At 46.7% G+C, this 22472-nt stretch carries 18 protein-coding genes; 6 read left to right on the forward strand and 12 right to left on the reverse strand.

The annotated features are described in order from the left end of the window. Nucleotides 1–5 precede the first annotated feature (5 nt). Nucleotides 6–2339, forward strand: a complete 2334-nt coding sequence (locus AC1DPK_RS18380; protein WP_477511252.1) for a helix-turn-helix domain-containing protein — start codon at nt 6–8, stop codon at nt 2337–2339. Nucleotides 2340–2424: 85 nt separating this feature from the next. Here AC1DPK_RS18380 and AC1DPK_RS18385 read toward each other — a convergent pair whose 3' ends face one another. The 3 genes from AC1DPK_RS18385 to AC1DPK_RS18395 all read right to left on the reverse strand — a co-directional run bounded on the left by AC1DPK_RS18385 (nt 2425) and on the right by AC1DPK_RS18395 (nt 5974). Next, a complete protein-coding gene (locus AC1DPK_RS18385) occupies nt 2425–4038 on the reverse strand; it encodes an extracellular solute-binding protein (RefSeq protein WP_477511253.1) in 1614 nt (537 codons plus the stop codon). 120 nt (nt 4039–4158) lie between these two features. After that, nucleotides 4159–5070 (reverse strand): carbohydrate ABC transporter permease, encoded by a 912-nt coding sequence (locus AC1DPK_RS18390; protein ID WP_076266323.1) that lies wholly within the window; start codon nt 5068–5070, stop codon nt 4159–4161. Nucleotides 5071–5089: 19 nt separating this feature from the next. Next, a complete protein-coding gene (locus tag AC1DPK_RS18395) occupies nt 5090–5974 on the reverse strand; it encodes an ABC transporter permease (protein ID WP_372238957.1) in 885 nt (294 codons plus the stop codon). 414 nt (nt 5975–6388) lie between these two features. On the opposite strand from AC1DPK_RS18395, the gene AC1DPK_RS18400 reads away from it, so the two are divergent. Together AC1DPK_RS18400 and AC1DPK_RS18405 are read left to right on the forward strand one after the other, a co-directional pair. Continuing rightward, entirely contained in the window at nt 6389–9181 is a 2793-nt protein-coding gene (locus AC1DPK_RS18400) for an alpha-mannosidase (protein ID WP_477511254.1), read from the forward strand. A gap of 16 nt (nt 9182–9197) precedes the next feature. Beyond that, the gene (locus tag AC1DPK_RS18405; protein ID WP_477511255.1) at nt 9198–10478 is read left to right on the forward strand and encodes a glycoside hydrolase family 125 protein; all 1281 of its coding nucleotides are present in this window, start codon (nt 9198–9200) and stop codon (nt 10476–10478) included. Nucleotides 10479–10600: 122 nt separating this feature from the next. Here AC1DPK_RS18405 and AC1DPK_RS18410 read toward each other — a convergent pair whose 3' ends face one another. From AC1DPK_RS18410 to AC1DPK_RS18420, 3 genes are all read right to left on the reverse strand, one after another. Next, a complete protein-coding gene (locus AC1DPK_RS18410; protein WP_477511256.1) occupies nt 10601–11917 on the reverse strand; it encodes an ABC transporter substrate-binding protein in 1317 nt (438 codons plus the stop codon). 149 nt (nt 11918–12066) lie between these two features. After that, the gene (locus AC1DPK_RS18415; RefSeq protein ID WP_076266327.1) at nt 12067–12900 is read right to left on the reverse strand and encodes a carbohydrate ABC transporter permease; all 834 of its coding nucleotides are present in this window, start codon (nt 12898–12900) and stop codon (nt 12067–12069) included. Next, nucleotides 12900–13787: a carbohydrate ABC transporter permease gene (locus tag AC1DPK_RS18420; protein WP_477511278.1), complete on the reverse strand. Its 888-nt coding sequence runs from the start codon at nt 13785–13787 to the stop codon at nt 12900–12902. Before AC1DPK_RS18420 ends, AC1DPK_RS18415 begins: the two co-directional genes overlap by 1 nt. A 187-nt stretch (nt 13788–13974) precedes the next feature. Between AC1DPK_RS18420 and AC1DPK_RS18425 the strand changes: the two genes are divergently transcribed. After that, nucleotides 13975–15831 (forward strand): cache domain-containing sensor histidine kinase, encoded by a 1857-nt coding sequence (locus AC1DPK_RS18425; protein ID WP_477511257.1) that lies wholly within the window; start codon nt 13975–13977, stop codon nt 15829–15831. Next, the gene (locus tag AC1DPK_RS18430; RefSeq protein ID WP_477511258.1) at nt 15828–17450 is read left to right on the forward strand and encodes a response regulator transcription factor; all 1623 of its coding nucleotides are present in this window, start codon (nt 15828–15830) and stop codon (nt 17448–17450) included. The genes AC1DPK_RS18425 and AC1DPK_RS18430 overlap by 4 nt, the downstream gene beginning before the upstream one ends. Nucleotides 17451–17582: 132 nt before the next feature. On the opposite strand, the gene AC1DPK_RS18435 is transcribed toward AC1DPK_RS18430, so the two are convergent. Together AC1DPK_RS18435 and AC1DPK_RS18440 are read right to left on the reverse strand one after the other, a co-directional pair. Then, the gene (locus AC1DPK_RS18435) at nt 17583–17813 is read right to left on the reverse strand and encodes a cold-shock protein (protein WP_053373644.1); all 231 of its coding nucleotides are present in this window, start codon (nt 17811–17813) and stop codon (nt 17583–17585) included. A 165-nt stretch (nt 17814–17978) separates the two neighbouring features. Beyond that, complete coding sequence (locus AC1DPK_RS18440) at nt 17979–18641, reverse strand: hypothetical protein (protein WP_477511259.1); 663 nt, start codon at nt 18639–18641, stop codon at nt 17979–17981. Between the two features lie 236 nt (nt 18642–18877). On the opposite strand from AC1DPK_RS18440, the gene AC1DPK_RS18445 reads away from it, so the two are divergent. Beyond that, a complete protein-coding gene (locus AC1DPK_RS18445; protein ID WP_076266332.1) occupies nt 18878–19009 on the forward strand; it encodes a DUF4023 domain-containing protein in 132 nt (43 codons plus the stop codon). Between the two features lie 203 nt (nt 19010–19212). On the opposite strand, the gene AC1DPK_RS18450 is transcribed toward AC1DPK_RS18445, so the two are convergent. From AC1DPK_RS18450 to AC1DPK_RS18465, 4 genes are all read right to left on the reverse strand, one after another. Next, a complete protein-coding gene (locus AC1DPK_RS18450) occupies nt 19213–19539 on the reverse strand; it encodes a hypothetical protein (RefSeq protein WP_441874633.1) in 327 nt (108 codons plus the stop codon). A gap of 85 nt (nt 19540–19624) precedes the next feature. Then, nucleotides 19625–20323 carry a pirin family protein gene (locus tag AC1DPK_RS18455; RefSeq protein ID WP_441874632.1) on the reverse strand — a complete coding sequence of 233 codons (699 nt, stop codon included), beginning with the start codon at nt 20321–20323 and terminating at the stop codon, nt 19625–19627. 68 nt (nt 20324–20391) lie between these two features. Next, nucleotides 20392–21252, reverse strand: coding sequence for a fumarylacetoacetate hydrolase family protein (locus AC1DPK_RS18460; RefSeq protein ID WP_441874631.1), 861 nt, complete (start codon nt 21250–21252; stop codon nt 20392–20394). A gap of 19 nt (nt 21253–21271) precedes the next feature. Further along, the gene (locus AC1DPK_RS18465; protein ID WP_441874836.1) at nt 21272–22462 is read right to left on the reverse strand and encodes an amidase; all 1191 of its coding nucleotides are present in this window, start codon (nt 22460–22462) and stop codon (nt 21272–21274) included. Nucleotides 22463–22472: the final 10 nt, after the last annotated feature.

Consider the following 22472-nt stretch of genomic DNA (forward strand, 5'->3'; position numbering starts at 1 on the left):
CAGTCGTGTCAAAGCTCACAAATAAGTCAACTTCGTTGTCACGAGCCAAAATAAATTGGAATCATTTGAAATCAAGCTTACTTCTAAAATACGCCTTGTCGTACATACTTATCTTCCTAATCCCTTTGACCGGAGTTACCATATTCGTTTATGAAAACGCAGTCACTGGTCTTCGCTCAGAGATAGAACAGTCCAATGTGAATCAATTGAATCAAGTGAAAATGACGATTGATGACCGGATGAGAGAGCTTCAGGAAATCGCCAGCAAAATAGCTTACGACGAGCAATTAACGCCTTATATGGTTCGTGATCCCTATTTCGGCTGGGAAGCTATTCGTCAACTTTCTACCTACAAAGCCAACAGCAGCATTTTGGAAGATTTATTCCTATATTTCCATGAGGATTCCACTATTTACTCATCTCGCGGCCTTACCAATGTAGATGTTTTATTCAGCCAAACCTATCAGTTTAATCAAGTGAGTAAAGAGGATTTACTTCATGACCTAAATGAAGCCAAAGGTCCGATTATGCGTCCTGCTGAGCAGGTCAACGTTAACTACCGCAAGGAATCTATGCTTACGCTGCTCGTTCCGATTATGCCAAATGATCCTTTTCCTTATGGAACCGTTGTCTATTTGATGGAAGAGTCCAAGCTGACCGGAGTCATGGATTCCATCCTCAACAACTTTTCCGGCAGCAGCTATATCTTTGATCAGGACGGCAAAATGCTGACGGCCAATAATCATGGAGCAAGCATGCCGCAGGGTGACTTAGCTATCCTCTCTGCTTTGCAGCCAGGCATTCACAGCCTGACACTGAACGGCGAGAAGCAGTCTGTTGTTGCTGTGCTATCGCAAGAAAATGGATGGACTTACGTCGCCGCAATGCCGAGCCATCAATTTTTCAGCCGTGTCGTTCACATTCAGACTCTGATTCTACTTGTATTCAGCATCGTCGTACTGACGGGCATTGCCGCAGCTATGTTATTGGCCAAGCGTCAATACCATCCCATTAAAGATTTAATGGAGTTCGCCAAACAAAAGAGCAAAAGCACTGCATTAGATTCAGCAAAAATCAGCAACGAATGGGATTGGATCAAGCAGACCATTCATGATTATAATGCTCGAATAGATATACAGGTGCCTTATGTTCGCAATCAGTGCTTACTGCTTCTACTCAAGCATGGCAAGCCTGACGACCCAGAGATCGAGCAGCTAGTCTTGGATGCAGGACTTGAGCTTCCGCAGGGGCAAGGGTATTATTTCTCTGTTATTTTGGCTTGGAATGCTTCCAATACGGGCGAAAATTCCCGTCAGGAACGCCAGCAGATGCAGGAAATGCTCCATGAATTGGAGCTGCCGGATCTCCATTCGCGAGTTTATGGGATCGAGTTCTCCCCAGCAGAGCAATTTGCGTTCATGGTTAGCCTTATACCATCAGAGTCCGTACCTTTGCAGGAGCAGATTGAACAAATCGTTGAGTCCATAAAGCTCATGATTATGGAAAACTCGCAGCTGCTGCCATCGCTAGGGGTTGGTACGCCATACGAGAATTTGGCAGAGCTTAATCAATCCTTTATCGAAGCGGCTACCGCGCTGGAATTCCGATTGGCAGGCGGTAATGGCCACGTCACTTACTTTGAACACTTGGCAGAGCTCAGCTCGCCTGATACAGAGACCTTCTGGATCTCCAAAAAATCGCTGCTCAAGCTAGAGCAAAGCTTAAAGCAAGGAAACGCAATCGTAGCCAGACAAATGATTAGCAGCATCATCCTTGATATGAAAAACGAGTCATTATCGGTATCCTTACTGCGCTGCTTTTGCTATGACCTGCTAAATGCCTTGCTGCGGGCAGCCTCTGAAATGGGCATGCACAGCGTTATTCAGCATATTTCTGCCTTGGCAACCTTCGATACACTCGAAGAAACCGAACAAAAGCTGAACAGGCTTGCCGAACAAATTTGCGACCAGGTGGAACGAAATACCGAGAACGAGCAGCATTCTTTAATGGACGATATCGTAGCGTACGTGGATCAACAATATGCGGATTACACGCTCAGTCTGGAGCATATCGCCTTGAAATACGCGATCTCAACTTCCTATTTGAGCCGCAGCTTCAAAGAAAAAACAGGCCTCAACTTTTCACAATATATTTCGCGCTGCCGTATGGATGAGGTCATGCGCCTGCTGCTGAGCACCGATGCTCCACTTAAAGACATTATTGAGCAAGTCGGATACTTGGATACACCGAACTTTATTCGTAAATTTAAGAAAGAAACAGGCCTTACCCCAGGGCAATACCGTAAGCTTAATGCTCCCGAAGTCCACCATGTGGAGTAAAGCCCATCATTGTCATCATGCTCATAATCAAAGCCAACTCTTAAGCACCGTTTCCGGTGCAAGAGTTGGCTTATTTACTTGGATGTTAGCTCGTTTTCCAGCGGTCGTATGCCGTCTGATAAATCGCCGCCATCCGTTCTCCACCCATTTTCTTGATCGTGCCAACGTATTTATCCCAACCGCTAATCGAATCTTGACCTGTAATAAACTTAGCTTCCATTTGCATAACATACGTGCTCAGGTCAGAGCGAAGCTTTGTAACCTCAGCCGACTCTTCTGCAGTTAAGAACAATGCTGGAAACGGAACTCTTGCACCGCGATCCAACAGCTTTTCTTTATTTTCCTTGCTTACCCACTCATCGAACTCTGTTTTCAAGCCCTTTGTAAGGTCATCACTAATAACCATAGGCGCGGCAATACCATAGTTAGGCGTAAGTGTTGAGCGGTATTCCTCACGATCTCCACCGCCTGGAACAGGCAGCCATTCCTTCGTCATTGAAGCTTTGTCAGTGTATTTCCAGAGCGTACCTTCAGGTCCTTTGTCAAACAGCATTGCTCCATCATAGGAGTACAAATAATCGACCCAACGCATCGATGCTTCCGGCGCTTTGTTGCTGCTCGTAATGGCGAAGGCGCCTGTTGAATAACCTCTATTTTTTGCAATTGCAGGAGCTGCTACCATATCGCTCTTCACAGGGCTGAACAGCACATCTTCGGTGTCTGGCTCGCCGCCAAGTGTAAAGTATGCATGCCACTCCGAGAACAATCCGACTTGATTGTTTTTAGCTTTTGCTTTCTTCTGATCATCCGTTTGAGAGAAGGACTCATGATCGAGCAGTTCCTCACTCCAAAGACGATTCATGTATTCCAGGTACGCCTTGTAAGGCTCTTCCATAGGCGTATAATGAACAACATCCTTGTCATCTACATAAATTTCTTCCTCATATGCGCCAAAAGCTCCTAGAATCCACGTCCGCAAATCTCTCATCTTCGAGGAGGAAGCGAGTGGAATTTCGTCTTTTTGGCCATTGCCGTTCGGATCCTCTTCTTTGACCCGCTTCAAATAAGTGTACAATTCCTCCGTTGTTTCAGGAATTTTCTTAATATCAAGCGCTTTCAGAAAGTCGCCGTTATACCAAAGCGGATTGCGGTACCATGGCTGGTTTAAATCAAATCTTGGCAAGGAGTAGATATGCCCGTCCGGTGCTGTGATGGATTTGCGAATATCCGGGTAAGCCTCAAGCAGCTTCTTCACATTCGGTGCATATTCGTCAATAAGGTCTTCCAGTGGAATAAGAATGCCTTGTCCACCATAATTAAGCTCCTCAGCCTGAGTTAGCTTTGCGCCAAACAATACATTAGGATAATCGCCGCTTGCAAAAACTAGATTTTTTTTCGTATCAAAGCTGTCTCTAGGCGCATTCAAATACTCAAATTTAATGCCCGTCAATTTCTCCATTTCGTCCATTACCGGCATGTCATTCCAGTTCTGAATACCGATGTCCGGCGCCATTAGCGTTAAGGTAAGCTTCTCATTAACGATTGGAAAACCTTCCTTATTCACGTTTGCAGCTGCTCCTGCTCCCGCTCCAGTCGTATTTCCTTTTTCCTTGTCGCCGTTCGAGCCGCAGCCCGCAAGCAATGTAACCGTCATCACACCTGCAAGCAGCAAGGACGCTGCTTTTCTTGATTTGTACATTCTTAAATCCTCCCTTTTTTTCTTCTGTACTATTTAAATGATGCTATATAATAAGCGAAGGAATGATTTCCTTCGTCCATTATCTCACAAAGTCCTTCGGAAAAGCTCCGAACAAGGCAACTAACCCTTTACAGAGCCAATCATGACGCCTTGTACGAAGTAACGCTGCAAAAACGGATAAACGGCAATGATAGGAAGCGTCGATACAATAATGACTGCATATTTGACCAAAGAAGCCGCATCTGCCTTGGAATTCATCGCCATTGCTACTTCACCGCTAACCGCGGCACCCGTAGTCTCTGCTGTCATTTCCTGCAGCACAAGAATTTGACGCAAAATCATTTGAAGCGGATATTTCGCCTCGTCATTCAAATAAATCAATGCAGAGAAATAACTATTCCAATGGCCTACTCCATAGAAGAGAGCCATAACCGCAATAATCGGTGAGGATAGCGGTAAAATAATACGGACAAATAGCTTCAAGTTCGTACAGCCATCCATATGTGCAGCCTCTTGCAGCTCCTTCGGAATCGTAGACTGGAAAAAGGTTCTCGCCACGATGATATTCCATACTGAAGCAGCGACTGGCAAAATAAGCGCACCCATGCTGTTAATGAGGCCTAGGTTTTTAATTAATAAGTAGCTTGGCACAAGGCCTCCGCTGAAGAACATCGTAACTAGAATGATGCCCATGAACAGCTTGCGCCCGATGAAGTCGGTTCTGCTCAGCGCATACGCGGCAGGCAAGGTAACGACTAGATTGAGCAGCGTACCCACGACCGTGTAAATGATCGTATTGAGATATCCGTTCCAAACTTTCGCGTTATCGAATACCAGCTTGTACCCTTCCCACGTAATCCCCTTCGGAAACAGCCACATTTCACCTGAATTGACGTATTTCGGATCACTTATCGAAGCGCTGACCATATAAAGCACCGGGTACAACACAACGATTAGCGCTAGTAGCAAATAAATATAGTTCAAAATGAGAAACAGCTTATCGCCCTTTGATTCTTTTACTGCTGTAACCATACGATTCTGCTCCTCCTTCCTACCAAAGACTGGTTTCGCTTGTGCGTTTCGCAATTTTGTTGACCATGATAAGCAAAAGCGCATTCACGACTGAATTGAACAAGCCCACAGCTGTAGAGAAGCTATACTGTGCATCTACTAGCCCGGTTCGGTAAACAAATGTAGAAATGACATCCGATGACCCCATATTTAATGGATTTTGCAGCAGCAAAATTTTCTCGAAGCCAACGCCCAAAATATTGCCCATGTTCAAAATCAATAAAATGGTGATGGTCGGTACAATTGTCGGCAAGTTGATGTGCAGCACTCGTTTGAATCGGCTTGCGCCATCGACGATAGCAGCCTCATGAAGCTGAGGGTCTACGCCAGACAATGCTGCAAGGTAAATAATTGTCCCCCACCCCGCGCTTTGCCACACGCCTGATAAGACGTACACCGTCTTAAACCATTTAGGATCCGTAAGATAAGCAGCCGGCTCCAAGCCAACCAGCTCGATTAGCCTCACAAGCATTCCCGATGATGGCGACAAGAAAGTGATAATCATCCCGGCCATAACAACGACAGAAATAAAATGCGGTGCATAAGTAACCGTTTGCACAGTTTTCTTAAAGTAGCCGTTCTTAATTTCGTTAAATGCTAACGCTAGAATAATGGGCAGCGGAAAACCGATGGCCAGTTCATATAAGCTAATGCTGAACGTATTCCACAATAAGTCCCAAAAATAATAGGAGTTAAAAAATCTCTCAAAATGCTCGAAGCCTACCCACGGACTTCCCATAATGCCTTTTGTCGGAATGAAGTTCTTGAAAGCAATCTGGATACCGTACATCGGACCATAATGGAAGATAAGAAAGTACAGCATGACAGGAGTCATAAATAAGTAGAGCTCCCAGTTTTGCAGCATCTTTTTTGCGAGCGACTTGTTTCCGCTTGTCTTCTTGTTTAATGGAACAGCTTGCAATTCGTTTCCTTCCATCTCTCTCGAATCCTCCTCTCTCTATGTTGTTATTCGCAGCTTCACTCTACCGGCAACCGGCATTGTAATTGACTAGCGCTTACATTCCAAATTGTAGTCATTTTCACCATCAACGGTAAATATGTATGATCTGCATTGTCATTCGAAAACGCCGTAACCATAGGGTTTTACAGGCTTTTCACAATGACAGTTGTCCTATTTTCACTCATCAGAATGCTCTTAATGTGTTAGATATGCTGTCCAAAAATGGGGTGCAAGTGATACATATTGTGCTTTGCGGATAAATGTGTGAACCTTTCTTACGAATGCCTGTTTCTAAACAGCCGTTATTAATTATCCCTTATGAACACGCATACAATTCCAATCCAATTCAGGAGGCTTTTGACCGTGACAAACAAAACCGCCCATCTTATTTCGCACACGCACTGGGACCGCGAATGGTACATGCCTTACGAATACCACCATACGCTGCTCGCAGAGCTAATGAACGATTTGCTTCGCATCTTGGAAGAGGATGACAGCTTCCGCAGCTTTCATCTGGACGGACAGACGATCATTATTGAAGACTATCTACAGATTCATCCTGAGAAAAGAGAAGTGCTCGAGAAATACATTCGAGAAGGCCGAATTATTATCGGTCCATGGTATGTGCTGCAGGATGAATTTCTGACAAGCTCCGAGGCGAATGTCCGCAACTTGTTGATTGGGCATCAAGACGCTGCTTATTATGGCGTTATTTCAAAGCTTGGATATTTCCCCGATTCCTTCGGAAATATGGGGCAGGCTCCACAAATGCTGAAGCAAGCAGATATTGATACCGCTGTGTTTGGACGGGGCGTTAAGCCGACCGGCTTCGATAATATGGTTGGTGAAACGACCGGCTCCAACTATGAATCTCCTTATTCAGAAATGCACTGGACCTCTCCTGACGGTTCATCCGTGCTCGGACTGCTATTCGCGAGCTGGTACAACAACGGGATGGAAGTGCCGACAGATCCAGAAGAAGCAAAAGCCTATTGGACCAAAAGACTTGGCGATGCCAGCAAATACGCTTCTACGCCAGAGCTTCTATTCATGAACGGCTGTGATCATCAGCCTGTTCAAACCAACTTATCCGAGGGTATTCGCACGGCAAGCGAGCTTTTCCCGGACGTTACCTTTGTTCATTCCAGCTTTGAGCAATATATCGAGGCATTGAAGGGACAGCTGCCTTCTCATTTGACGACGGTCGAGGGCGAGCTGCGCAGCCAGCATACAGACGGGTGGAGCACGCTCGTCAACACGGCTTCCGCTCGGGTTTATTTGAAGCAGCTCAATCAGCGGGGGCAAACCTTGCTGGAGAAAGGCGCTGAGCCTCTAGCTGCACTTGCACATCTAGTCGGCGGCCAAAGCTATCCGCATCAGCTATTGACCTATGCTTGGAAGACGCTTATGCAAAATCATCCTCATGACAGTATTTGCGGCTGCAGCGTAGACGAAGTGCATCAGGAAATGGTGACGCGATTCGATAAGAGCCGCCATACGGCCGAATCCATTGTAGCGGAGAGCCTGAGTGCAATTGCGGGACAGATCGATACGAGCGGAGTTAAAGCATGGGGAGAATCCAGCGTGCCGGTTACTATTTTCAACATGACGGGTTGGGAGCGCAGCGGTACAGTAAGCGCGGAACTCATCGTTGCCAAAGCTTATTTCAAGGAAGGGCCTAACCCTGCTGCCATTGCTGAACGGCTTGAGAAGCTTCCGCTTCATTTGGAGAATGGGGCTCTGCTGGATGACGAGGGTTATGCGATTGCTGCCAAAGTGGAGGATTTAGGCGTTCATTTTGGTTATGAGCTGCCGAAGGATAAATTCCGCCAGCCTTATATGGCTCGCAAAATAAAGTTAACGTTTGAAGCAAGCCGGGTTCCGGCACTTGGCTTCAAAACTTATGCTTGGCATGATTCCGCTGCAGCCCCGGCTTTAGTGGCTAACACATCACTAATCGCCAGCCCAAGCGGCATGGAAAATCAATATATTGCTGTAAGCTTTGAAGCAGACGGCTCTTATAATTTAACGGATAAAGTAACCGGGAAAACATTCCAAGGACTTGGCATTTACGAGGATTGCGGCGACATTGGCAATGAATATGTATTCCGGCAGCCTGAGGGAGAACAGCCTCTTACGACCAAGGGTATTCCGGCAACTATAACCCTTGTTGAGAATGAAGCTTATCGGGTCACGTACGAGATTGTTCATGAATGGGCAATTCCAGCCAGAGCTGATGATACATTCACCACTGAAAAACGAAAAATGGTCCGTTTCCGCGATCGGCAAGCCCAACGAGTCGAGCATAGGGTGCCGATGCGCATCGTCACTCGCGTTAGTCTAGAGCAATCCGGCAGAGGGCTGCAGCTGGAGGCATCCTTCAATAATCAAGCCAAGGATCATCGCCTTCGCGTATTGTTCCCTACTGGGCTGAAGTCGAACAAGCATTTGGCTGACTCGATCTTCGAGGTCGCTTCCCGTGATACGACGCCAGCGGAGGAGTGGATAAATCCAAGCAATGCCCAGCATCAACATGCATTTGTTAGTGTGTCCGACGGCGAACACGGCTTAAGCGTCGCTAATAAAGGCCTTAACGAATACGAAGTGCTTCGCGATGGATCGAATACCATAGCGGTTACGCYTCTCCGTTCTGTTTCTGAGCTGGGAGATTGGGGAGTATTCCCGACACCAGAGGCGCAGTGCCTTGGCGAGCATACCGTAGAGTTCTCCCTATTCCCGCACGCCGGCGATGCTATTTCTTCGGAGGCATTTGTGGAAGCTTACCAATTCCAAGCGCCTTGGTTCCACCTGCAAACCGGAAATCAACAAGGCTCGCTCCCGGCAACCTATGAGCCGCTGAAGTGGGAAGGCAAAGGGTTCGCTTTGTCCGCCTTTAAAGTTTCGCAGCAAAGCGGCGATGTCATTATTCGTTGGTACAACCTTGCGGGCGAGCCGCAGGAGCTGGCGTTTGAAGCTAATTTTGGCGTAGATCATATTTATCAAAGCGATATTTTGGAACGCCGCCAAGAGGCCGCGAGCATTCAGAACAGCTCTGTACGCCAAACCATTGGAAAAGCAAAAATTATAACCTACTCATTACAATTGAACTAATCAGGAGGCAAACCTTATGAAATTACCAGATTCCATTATTAACGTATTGGCTGAGGCGGACCAGCGCCTTGCGCATCGTCCCAAGCTGCAAAAGCTGTTCAAAAATTGTTTTCCAAATACGCTGGAGACAACGATCAAGCTGATGGACGATGGCACAACCTTTGTCATTACAGGAGATATTCCGGCGATGTGGCTGCGGGATTCTACGGAGCAGGCTCGTCATTACATCCCTTATGCCAAGGAGGATGCTGAACTTCAGCGTATTATTAGCGGCGTAATTCGCCGTCAAATGTTCTACATTAATATAGATCCCTATACGAACGCATTTAATGAGACGGCAAGCGGCAAACATTATAATGCTGGCGATCAATCCGATATGACAGCTTGGATGTGGGAGCGCAAATATGAGCTGGATTCCTTGTGCTTCCCTACTCAGCTCGCCTATATGTACTGGCAGGAAACGGGCAAAAGCGATATTTTCGACGATGCCTGCTATCAAGCCTTAAACTCGATTGTCCATGTAATCAAAACAGAGCAGCGGCATGAAGAGAAATCCCCTTACCGCTTCGTGCGTCCAGGCTTTAAAGAAACCGAAACGCTGCAAAATGACGGGTTAGGACTGCCGGTCAACTACACAGGCATGTCTTGGTCGGGCTTCCGTCCAAGCGATGATGCGTGCCTGTTCGGCTACAACATTCCTTCCAACATGTTTGCCGTCGTTATTTTGGGCTATATTCGGGATATTGCGGATCAAGTGTATGGCGACAAAGAATTGGCCGCAAGAGCAGAGAAGCTGCGGCAGGAGATCGACTTCGGCATCAGAGCGTACGGCATCGTCAATCATCCGGTATTCGGCAAAATTTATGCTTATGAAACGGATGGGTATGGAAACTACTGTCTTATGGATGATGCGGGTACACCTGGACTGCTGTCTATTCCTTATTTCGGCTATGCGCCTGTGGACGATCCCATTTATCAGAACACACGCAGGTTTGCGCTGAGCCATGAAAATCCGTTTTACTATGAAGGCAAATTTGCCAAAGGCATTGGCAGCCCTCATACGCCTGCCGGGCATGTATGGCATATGGCTTTGTCGATGCAAGCGTTGACTGCTGATAATAATGAAGAAATAAAAGAGCTTATCGATATGCTCGTGAATACAGATGCAGATACGGGCTTTATGCACGAGGGCTTCCATCCGGACGATCCGTCCGTATTCTCGCGAGAATGGTTCGCTTGGTCCAACAGCCTGTTCGCCATGTTGATTTGCGAGGCGATGGATAGAGACATCGTATAATCTCGTGTACGGGTAAGCTCTCTCACGAATAAGAGGCAGCCCCTTAGGTCAATAACCTAAGGAGCTGCCTCTTCTATTATAGAAGATACGGGAGCATCATAATCTTCTGCTTGCTCAAAATATTATTTTTTCACGATATCCTGTACCGCTTTGTCGAATTTCTCAAGCAATTGATCGCTAGTAATTTGCTTACCGAGATATTCTTGCATTGCTGCACCCCATTGCTGTGTAATGCCGTCAGGGAAACGATCCCAGTTCCAGCTTTTCACTTGCTCAGGATTAGCATTCGCGAAGGTTGCGAAGTCGCCGCCGATTTTGCCTACCGCTTCTGGGTTCGGCTCGATGGAGGACAATGCCGGTACAAATTTGAAATCGGTTGAAATGAATTTTTTGCCTGTTTCCGAAGTAACCATCCAGTTCAAGAAGGCTTTCGCTTCTTCCACTTGGTCGGATTTGCTGTTGACGATCCAGTTGTTCGGTACGCCGGTAAATACGTTAGGCTTGCCTTGAAGAGGGACAGCCATCATGCCAAGGTTAAGCGTTGGATCAATTTCATCAATCATGCCTTGAATCCAATTGCCGTGCTGAATCATGGCATATTTGCCTGCTGCGAACTCCGCTACCTGCGTATTGTAATCCGTTGTCAGCGCATTGTCTTGACCATTCGCGAACATAATGTCCACTAGGCGAATCCACTGCTTCATGATCGGATCATCTTTCAGCTTCACTTTGCCCGCTTTTACATCTTCGATAAATGCCGCAGGATCAGCTTGGTTAGCAAATGCGATATTTAGCGTATGAATGCCCATCGACCACCACTCCGAAGTAAGCGCGAATGGAATGATGCCAGCATCCTTCAGCTTTTTAGCTGCTGCTTCTAGATCCTCGAGCGTTTGCGGCAGGTCGGTGATGCCTGCTTTTGCAAATAGATCCTTATTATAGGTGAAGCCATAAGCTTCAAGGTTCATCGGCATGCCAAGCAGCTTGCCGTCACGCGTAATTTGCGCTTTCGATGCTTCAACCAAATCCTTTGCCCAAGCCTCGCCAGTCAAGTCCGTCGCACGGTTCACGTAAGGATCGAAGCCTGCCCAGCCGCTTGAGTTGAAAATTTCCGGCTCCTCGCCGGCAGCCAGCTCTGCTTTCAGCAATGCGCTGTAGTCTTCCCCGCCGCCGTGTGTCTCGATTTCCACTTTTACGCCGGCTTCCTTCTCGTATTCAGCAGCCATTTTGGCAAGTGCATCAGCTATCTCTACCTTGAATTGAAACACTTTAATGGTAACGTCCTTCTTCGGCGCTGCCGTCGCTTCTGTTCCACCGTTTTTTTCAGTTTCTTTTGGTGCATTTGTTGCTTTCCCGCTGTTGCCGTTGTTGCTTCCACAGCCGCTTGCCAGAACGATGAGCATAATAGCAGCTAGCATAAGTAAGGAAACTTTTTTCATCTTATGACCTCCCGCAAATTTTATATATCATTTCGTTTTTGTATCGCTTACATCGTCATTATAATTGTGCAACAACGTGGCACAACACCGAATATATTGTACTTCTAGGTGTAAAATGTTGATAACTTCCATAATAAAACTTTTTATCGTTAACCTTTAACTGAACCGGCTGTAATTCCTTCAATAATGTGCTTTTGCAAAAATAAAAAAAACAAAATAATCGGAATCGTACTAAGCGTGAGTGCAGCCATTGCGAGATCCCACTTGCGCAAATATTGGCCAAAAAACTTTTGCACGGCGAGCGGAATCGTAGTCAGCTTATCATTTATAACGAGCACTGGCAGCAAATAATCATTCCAAATCCACAGCACGTTCAAAATAATGACCGTTACCGTGATCGGCTTCAGCAGCGGAAACACGATACGCCAGAACACGCCATAAGGTGAGCAGCCATCCACAACCGCCGCTTCCTCTACCTCTAGCGGAACAGATTTAATGAACCCATGATACAGAAACATCGACAAGGAAATGCCGAAGCCCATATAGCATATAACGATACCATACAAATGTCCGCGCAATTCGAACATCGACGTAATGCGCATCAGCGGCAGCATAACCGATTGGAACGGAATGATCATGGCAGCAATAAGCACCGTCAGCAATATTTTATTAAAGGTCGTCGGACGCCTAACTAAGCGATAAGCCATCATGGAGCTGACGATGACAAGCATAAGGACGCTAATCGAGGTCACCATAAACGAATTCAGAAACACCGTCGGAAAATCGATAGCAACCCATGCGCGCTTGAAGTTGTCCAGCCCCAGCTTCTCCGGCAGCGAAGCGGCGTTGAGCAAAATAAATTTGAGCTCCTTGAACGAGTTGATGATCAAAAAGTAGAACGGTGCCAAGAAAATGAGCGCAGCCGCGATACCTATAATTTCGAGCAATAAAATGAGAGGTGTATAGCGCTGTTTGTTTTCCATTACGCCTCCACCTCCTTCTTCTTCGTGAACCATACCTGCGTGACCGTAATTAAAGCTACGCCGAAGAAGAAAATCATCGCTTTCGCTGTTCCAAGTCCATAACGGTTGTTAACTAGCCCTTCGCGGTAAACGTTTAGCGCGATCGACTCCGTTGCATTGCCAGGACCGCCAGCGGTCAGCGACAGGTTCAAATCGAACATTTTGAACGAGTTTGATGTCGTAAGGAACAAGCAGATCGTAATGGCTGGCATAATAAGCGGCACGGTGACTGAACGCAGCATTTGCCAAGCTCCTGCCCCGTCGATTTTGGCGGCCTCGATTAAATCCTTCGGCACACTGATCATAGCTGCGATATAAATAATCATCATATACCCTGCCGTCTGCCATACGAATACGATAACGATGCCCCAGAAGGCAGTATTTGGAGTACCTAGCCACTGAAGGTTAAAGAATCCGAAGCCCGTCGCTTCGCCGATGGCCCGAAAGCCCCTTACGAATATAAAATACCAAATGTAGCCGAGCAGCAGTCCCCCGATTACGTTAGGCAGAAAAAATACGGTTCGCAAAATGTTGCGGCTCTTCAGGTTTCGCGTAAGCAGCAGAGATAACAGAAATGCCAGCAGATTGGTGACGATAACCGCGGCAGCCGTAAACTTAGTCGTAAACCAGAATGCATTCCAAAAACGCTCATCGTCCGAGAAAATCTTAACTATATTTTTCATTCCTACCCATTTGGCGTTGCCGAGGTCCATCCCGTTCCATTCCGTAAAGGTGTAGTAAAAACCCATCACGAATGGCGCAAGCACAATCAATATAAAGGCAATGAGTCCCGGTCCAACAAATACCGTTTGCTGTACCCATTCGTTCCACTTGATTTTTTTGGACATCATTCTCGTCCCCTTTCTCTTCCCTATGTGTCAATGTATCTGTTGATATTCACAGTATAAAACCGAGTCCCCCATCAAACCACAGAGGATGATGATAAGGTAGGTGGACTATATTGACCATCCGCAGCAGGATCGGTTACTGTGTTTATGCAAGAGTGACTTAGACAGAAAGCGGGCGATTGTGATCATGAATACGATTAAGCCATTTAACACGATTCGCAAAAAGCTCATGCTTTTGCTGCTCGCAGCTACGATTTTGCCGATTGCAACCTCGATGATTATCTCTTATAATGCGACAACCAAATCGATTACAGAGGATGCGATTGCTCGCAACAATCGACTGCTGTCGCTCGGGAAAACCAACATTATGAACTACATGAACAACATCAATCAGAAGTCGCTCGCTGTCTACAACGCAATGAACGTTCCGCGCTCTTTGTACTATATTTTGGAGCACAGCATGGAGGATGAGGTATTCCCGAACGATATTACCGACGTCATTCGCAATCGCAACCTGCTGAAGGATCATTTGTACAACATGTATCAAAGCGTCAGTGAATTTCATAAAGTAAGGCTTTATGCGGTCAACCAAAACGCAACGTATCTACTATGGAATGACGACATTAAGGTTGGGCGAAATAATGTTCCCATTCCACAAACCTTTAAGAAAGCATATATAGAGCCTACACATATGAGCCATAATTACGGACTCGTTGACCTCAAATCTTCGGCAAGCGAGGAAATGGTATTTACGCTCCATCGTCCGATCTTCCTCGCCCCAAGTGATGAGCTGCTTGCTGAATTATCTATCGATGTAAGATTGAATGTATTAGAGGATTTAAATCGCCAGCTCTATGACGGCGGTGAGGAAAGCTTCTATATCGCGGATTCCAATGGTCAAATCGTGCTTTCTTCAGATAAAAACGAAATCGGTACGCCTGCTAAACAGAGCTGGCTGGGGACGATTTTGGGCTCTGGGCAAGACAGCGGCCATTTTGACTGGAAAGAGGAAACGTTCAAAGGCATGATTTTTTATGATCGGATTAAGACGCCTTACATGGACTGGTATTTAATCAAACAGACGCCCTACAAGCATCTCTTCAGCGCTGCTGATCGGATTGCCCGCATTAATACAGCAGTCGGAATCGCTTTTCTAGCCATTGTCGTGTTAGCCACTTTGTTCATTTCAATTCGGTTTACGAAGCCGCTGATTCGCTTAATCGGTTACGTGAACAAGATTGAGACGGGCAATTTGAATGTATCGATCGACATACACAGCAATGATGAAATCGGCCTGCTCGCAAGGCGGTTCCGCTCGATGATGCAGACCATCAACAATCTCATTTTGACCGAATATCGGCTTGAGATTGCCAATAAAACCAATGAGCTGAAAGCGCTGCAAGCTCAGGTGAATCCACACTTCCTCTATAATGCGCTGCAATCGATCGGTACCGTTTCACTGCAGCACGGCGACACCAAAGCGTATTCACTCATTACGTCTCTTGGGAAAATGATGCGCTATCAAATGAACGCCATGGATTCGGTCGTGGAGCTGCGCCGGGAGCTCGACTATGTTCAGGCCTATCTCGATCTGCAGAAACAGCGTTTTGATACAGCTCTCCATGTGCAGCTGCTAATTGACGAGCAGACAAGGCAAATACTCGTTCCAAAAATGATTTTGCAGCCGCTGCTCGAAAACTTTTTTAAGCATGGGTTTGTGCAATCATCGGAGGAGCCTTCGGAGCTTCTGATTACCAGCGGTTTGGATAAACAAGGGGAATGGCTTTCGATTACTGTTCAAGATAATGGCTGCGGCGTGTCCGAGGATCGGCTGCAAGAGGTGCGGCTTCAACTGGAGAAAATGCCTCCAATCGGAACCGGGCAGCCGAATGATCAAGAAGAAGGCGGCATTGGCCTGCCTAACGTGCTTTCGCGTCTGCGCCTGCATTTTAACAAAACAGCTGCTATGGAGCTGCGTCACGTGAAGCCGCATGGCTTTTCCGTTACGATTCATATTCCGCTGGCAAAGGAGAATGAACGATGAAGGCATTAATCATTGACGATGAGAAGCATGTGAGGGAAGCGATACGGCTGCTCGTCCCTTGGGATGATTACGGCATCGATACACTGCTTGAGGCACAAGACGGTATCGCCGCTACTGCATTAATTCGCACGGAACGGCCAGAAATTATTTTTACCGATATGATGATGCCCAATATGAATGGCACGGAGCTGCTGCAATGGGCGGCCGAACATGCGCCTGCCAGCAAAATCATCGTCATTAGCGGCCATGACGACTTTAGCCTCGTTCGCCATGCGGTCAAATACGGCGGAATCGATTATATTTTGAAGCCCATTGATGCGGAGCAGCTCGTTAGTGCATTAGCGAAAGCAGTGAGCTGCTATACCTTGGAGGAGCAGGAGCGATGCCGCAAAACGAGGATGAATATCGAGCTTAATCAGCTTAAGCCGATGTACTTGGAGCAATATTTTTCAGCAATGATCAACGAACCTGGCTCCTACTCTAATTTTGCTGAAACACTCAGACTGGAGTTAGGGATTACGAAGCCTATACCTCGTGCACGTGTTGCACTGGTCAAGCTTGAGCTTGCTTCAACGTTCATCAGAGAGAAATTTGCCTCAGGACTCGATTTGCTGCTGTTCTCTTTGACGAATATTTGCAATGAATTTCTAAAGGAAAAAGAAATCGGCTTCGCGCTTCGCCACCGCGGACAGGAGCAGGAGCTATTGCTGCTGTTTTGGGGAGATGGCGAGCTGGCGCCTGCGTTAATCAAGGAAATGAACGATGCGATATTTGTGATATTGAAGACGCGGTTTCATTTTGGACTCGGGCATGCTACAGCCTTTCCTTCATCAGCAGCCACCGCTTATCAACAAGCGAAGCATGCGCTTTTGCGCCGGAATTTGCTCGTTAACGATTCGTATTGCCATACTTTTGAGGCAGCTGTCCATCAGCACAAAAACACGCTTCTGCTCTTTAGCGAGCATGAAGAAAAAATAAAATTTGCTGTGCAGAGCGGCAACAAAGAACAAATCCGCCGCGCTTTAAAGCCTTGGTTCGATTCACTTGATCAAGCAGGATTCATCTCGCAAGAGCAGCTAATGAACTGGCGTCAGCAATTCGAATTCGCCAAATCTATATGGGAATACAAAAGCGACAAAAACAAAACTGGAAGCAAATCAGATTTAATTGAGGATCAGGCACTCTTATCCTTGGATGCCAATGGATTTTTTGATTACGAGCTGTGGAAACAGGGCGTTTTTATAGAAACGTGTGATGTTTCCTTGCGTTTGGCTGAACATGACAAGGAACGCAGTGTCATTGAGGACATCGCTGCCTATATTGAACAGCATCCTCACGAGGAGATCACGCTGCAGGATATATCCGAGCGCTTTTATTTAAGCAGAGAATACATTTCGCGCAAATTCAAGCAGGAGACGAATGGCAATTTATCCGATTTTATTGCGGAGGTAAGGATCAAGCGGGCAAAGGAGCTTTTGGCGAACGGGCAGTTAAAGATCGCTCAGGTTGCAGAGCTGGTAGGCTTTCAGGATGAGAAATATTTTAGCCGCGTCTTCAAGAAACGTACGAACTGCTCTCCGAACGACTATAGGAAACATCATTACAGCGGGGATAGTTAGCGGGAAACTGCTTTTGCTAAGGGATTAAAGTCGCTCCATAAACTGATTCAAAGGCAAAAAAAAGCTGAGCTTCGTTCAATTGGCGTTAACCAACCGAGCAAAACTCAGCTTCTCTTTGTCTAAGAAAGACACCTACATAATCGGTGTACCCTTCTTCAACGTCTTCATGTCACTATTGGAGTTATTGAGCGCGGGCAGCATCTTCTCGCCACTGACCATTGGTTCATGGCAGATTAAACAAGTAGGAACGTGATCAAACGCAAAGTTATCGCGCATCCAACTGTTGCACCCTTCCGTCTCGCATGTCCATACCTTCGTGTTTTCTTCCGGAATTTCTTCAAGCGGTTTTTTACGATTGTACATATGGTCAGCCCCCTTCGCGATAAAAAAGGAAAAACTGCCTCGAACTTAGAGTAAGGGGCAGTTATCATTTATAAACAGCAGTGTATTGTGAATATTTGCTTCAAACTTGCAATTGATTTTATTGTACCATATTTCGTCCAATAAAGGCAAATATCAGCCTATATTTTAGCGCCTTTTTTTTGGAGAGTGGCAGTAATGCGCAAACAGCTGCTCAATCGGTTTGAAATACAAATGCCCATCCTCCCAAGGTTGAAAATGAAGATCCATTCTAGAATCGCTCCAATTGGCAGGAGTCCCTGTCGTACTAAGCTTCCCCGGCAATATGGGCTCCTCGACGACGGCAGGAAATTCCTGATAACCAAACAGTAAATTCTCATGCATCGCAATGATTTCATACTTCGGCCCATGGAAAGCCCGCTCCTCTTGGAGCTGATAATGAAAATAAATATAGCTTGCTGCCATATCCGGCTTTAAATGCGCCACTCTTCCAACACGCCGTTCAACTGTTTCTTTGCGAAGCCAATGATCAAAGCTGGCTGGTTCGTTGAAATGGAAGACATCAATCATCGGAATCCATTTTCGCGCAGCTGACTGTCCGGGCCAATTCTCCAAAAAAGCAGCCATCTCTGGAAGCAGCTCTTCGGGCTCGAGCACTCGATGGATGCACTCACAGTAAATGAACACATTTCGCTCCCATTGGAAACAGCCAACCGTCATAATCTCCCCTTGCTCTATTAGCTGCTGTACAGCATCTGACTGTTTCGCCGCTTCGATGGCTTCCATCTCGAAGCCTTCTTTCATTTGCGCCCTCGCTATGACTCTAAACATGATTATTCTCGCTCCGCTCGTACGATCAATTGAAGTGCAAATTTAAATCTTCCCTATATAGTTAACGTAAATGACTTTATCAAAAGGGTAGTACATATCGGTATCATAAGGGAGCCCAATGCTACAATCAATCGATTTTCTCAAAATAAGTGACGCTAACGCCAGTTTTTTTGAATGTTGGATATTCTAATTAAGGAAGTTGGAAAGAATGCCAAAAAAACGAGGAGGAAATACAATTGGAAAGCACAAGTGAGTTTGTCCAAAAGGTACAGGCTACGCAGCGTAAAGCCGAACTCAACAAAAGAAGAAACGGCAACGGCAACCCTGCAGAGAGACTTGTAAATAAGCAGCACAGCACCAATAAATAAATGATTGGATAAGGCTTCGATAGGGTGCTGTCGCCGCAGGGTGGCAGCACCTTTCTTGCTTTGCAGAGAAGGTCATTTCTTTCAGCAGCTGGACAACTCCGACATGTATGGACACAAATAAAAACCAGCCCTACATGTGGAAGCATGTCTGACTGGCCTATGTGTACAGCAAATTGATAATTGCACATGATTGCCTTGTGCTTTTAAACCGAATACTCGTGAGGGTAGTAGGGGATATGAGAATCCGCTACAATCGTGAGACTGTTCTCATCAGTGTTATATTCAACTGGACCGTCTTTGACGTAATACCACGTCTTTAACGTGGGCTTATCATCAAACTCTTGGAAAACAAACACGTTCAGCTCCGCTTTATGTGCAAGCAGCTCTTCGATACTTTCGCTCCATGGCACAGAAACCGTGAATCGCCAGCCTTCCCCCTGTGGAACAAGCGTATAGGGCACTTCCAGCTTATTCGAATCAATAAACATCCGTCCACCCACCGCATGTTTAACAAGAAACGTTTGTTTCATTTTTATCCCTCCTTAAAGTTTGCGAATGCAAACTTACTTCGAAAGCGTATGCTTAAAGTTTGCGAATGCAAACTTACTTCGAAAGCTAAGGCAAATCGATCAGCATAAAAAAGGCTGGAGCCGCAGCGGTGAGTGTAAGCTCCTCAGCTGCCTCAATTTGTGCCTCATCACCGGTCATTAGCGTTTCGCCGTGAACCGACAGTTCACCTTCAATAATATATATAAATTGCTTGCGTCCCGGATCGACAACGTATTCGAGCTGTTTTCCTTGCTCCAGCTTGCTCAGATAAATCGTCATATTCTGATTTATCGAGGCAACCTGTTCCAAAACCTGATTTGAAACGACAGGAAGCAGTGCATTATGCAGCTTGTCTACATCGAATCGGCTCGCTTCATAAGAAGGTTTCGTTCCTCGTTCCTGCGGCATGAACCACAGTTGGAGCAAGCGCAGCTCTTGATCTTCTGATGCGTTAAATTCCGTGTGGATAACGCCCGTGCCAGCTGACATCCGTTGCACCTCGCCAAACGAGGACACGACAGAGTTGCCCATGTTATCCTCATGTCTAATGCGACCATTCAATGCGATAGATACGATTTCCATGTCGCTATGTGGATGCGCGCCAAAACCTTTTTCCGGAGCCAAATAATCGTCATTGCACACACGCATCACACTAAAGCCTGTTCGATTCGGATCATGATAAGCTCCGAATGAGAAGCTTGGGTGGCTGCGCAGCCAGCCTAGATCCGCCGAATGCCGCGATGCCGCGGGGAATACGTCGATCATCGTCTCTCCTCCAAACAAGTTTTTATTTACTTACTTATATATAGCAGTTTTTCATTCTCTGAGCAAGCTTAAAATTGAACAGCGTTCAGCAGCGGCTCGAAACCATCGATATGGCAGCCTACTATATCTCCGCCGCGAATAATGACAGCACCTGGTGTTCCAGTCATCATAATGTCGCCCGGCAGCAGCGTCATCACTCTGGAATGAAAAGCAACAGCTGCAAAGGGGCGAAACTTCATATTGAATACCTTATTGCGATGTGCGACCTCACCATTAATTGCGGTTTCCACATTCAGCTCTAACAAATCAGGAAACTCATCCTTCGTAATAAACTCCGGCCCGAAGCTGAAAAAGGTATCGAAGCTTTTGGCCCTCGATAAAAACCTCTGATGTCTAGCATGAATATCAGCTGCCGTAACATCAATTGTCGTCGTATACCCGGCAATGACGTCATACACTTCAGCTTCTGATATATTTTTGCAGGTTTTTCCGATAATAATGCCGAGTTCAGCTTCTGCTGTGATTTTCCCAACTCCCTCTGGAATTTGTATCGCATCAAGCGGGCCGATAATCGTCGTATCCGGCTTGATGAAGCTGACTGGCTCTTCATTTGGGTCCGCCAACGCTAATTCTGCCGCATCCTTTACGTAGTTCATGCCGATACCCCAAATTTTGCGAGGGTGACGGTATAGCGGAGCGTACTGTACCTCCTCATAAGGAATCGCCGGCAATCGCTTCAACTTTTCCTTCCCTGCTCCTTCGTACCATTTTGTTAAAAACTCCAGCTCGCCCAAACGAATAAGCTCGAACAGCTCTGTACTCCAGCTGGCATTCTCCGCCTCATTAATCGTTTCTATAAGAACAAGGCCCTTTGCACTTGGTATCGCAGCGAGCTCCTTGCCATTCCTTTTTACTGTTGATATTTTCATTGCCAGCAGCTCCTTTTCTTTAGCTTAATGGCTTTATTCGTATCGAGACGTGATCAGCGACCCATTTCAACAGCCTCATATCCTGACTTCTTCCCGCAATGAAGGAGAGGCCAATTGGACAACCCAGCTCGCCTGCAATCGGAACCGTAACCTGCGGCAGCCCTGCCAGCCCTGCTAAACAGCTCATTTCGAGCGTTTGAGCACGACGCTGCTCAACCTCCAAGCCCGATAATCCGAGCAGCGGCGCTATCGCAGGCACGGTCGGCACAACGAGCACCGTATCCTCTCCAAGCCATCCATCCATAAGCGCCCGCGCTTCATCCCGAATGGTGAAAGCTGTACCACTATCCTCTTCCCGCAGCGTGCTCGCCCAAGCAAATCGCTCCGCTATGCCCGGTCCGAAGGCAGGCTGCTCGCGCAATATCCAGTCCCGATGCTCACGCCAAATCTCTAATCCTTGAATGATACGAAAAGCATTCACCCATTCTCGCAGCCCGTTTGGCGCAATGATGGCTTGTTCATGCCTCCGGGCTAGATCATGCAGCATTGGAAAATATTGCGACAAAGCTGTAGATGTGTGCTCATCCGTCAATGCCCATACATCCTTCGCAAACACCATTCGCGTGAATGTCTCCTTACTGCTCCCTTGTTCATCAAGCAGTACACTGCCCACTTGAAGCAGTGTCTGCGCATCTCGGGCCATCCAGCCTACCGTATCGAAGCTAGGCGCCAGCGGTATAAGCCCATTCGTATCCACTGCACCATGCGTAGGCCGTATTCCATAAATTCCACAATAGGCGGATGGCACTCGAATGGAGCCTCCCGTATCCGTACCTATAGCGAAATCTGCTAATCCTGCCGACACCGCAACAGCTGATCCGCTGGAGGAGCCTCCGGGTATTCGGCCAAACGCTTTAGGATTCACCGGTGTTCCATAATGGGCATTTTCCCCGTTAATGCTGTACATCAATTCATCTGTAATGGTTGTTCCTTTTAATGTCGCTCCGTTTCTAAGCAGCCGATTTATGACCGAAGCGTGCTTATCCGCCTCGTCATGTGTTCGCAGCCAATCAGGATTGCCTGCACCAGAGATATGCCCAGCAATATCGAATACATCCTTTGCCGCATACGTTTTACCGCTTAAGACACCTTCAGCTAAAGGCTCTATCTCAAGCTGTTCCGTCGCATACGCATTCCAGCTTTGCTTCATCAAGATCCCC

Source organism: Paenibacillus sp. 01T424 (assembly GCF_056398745.1).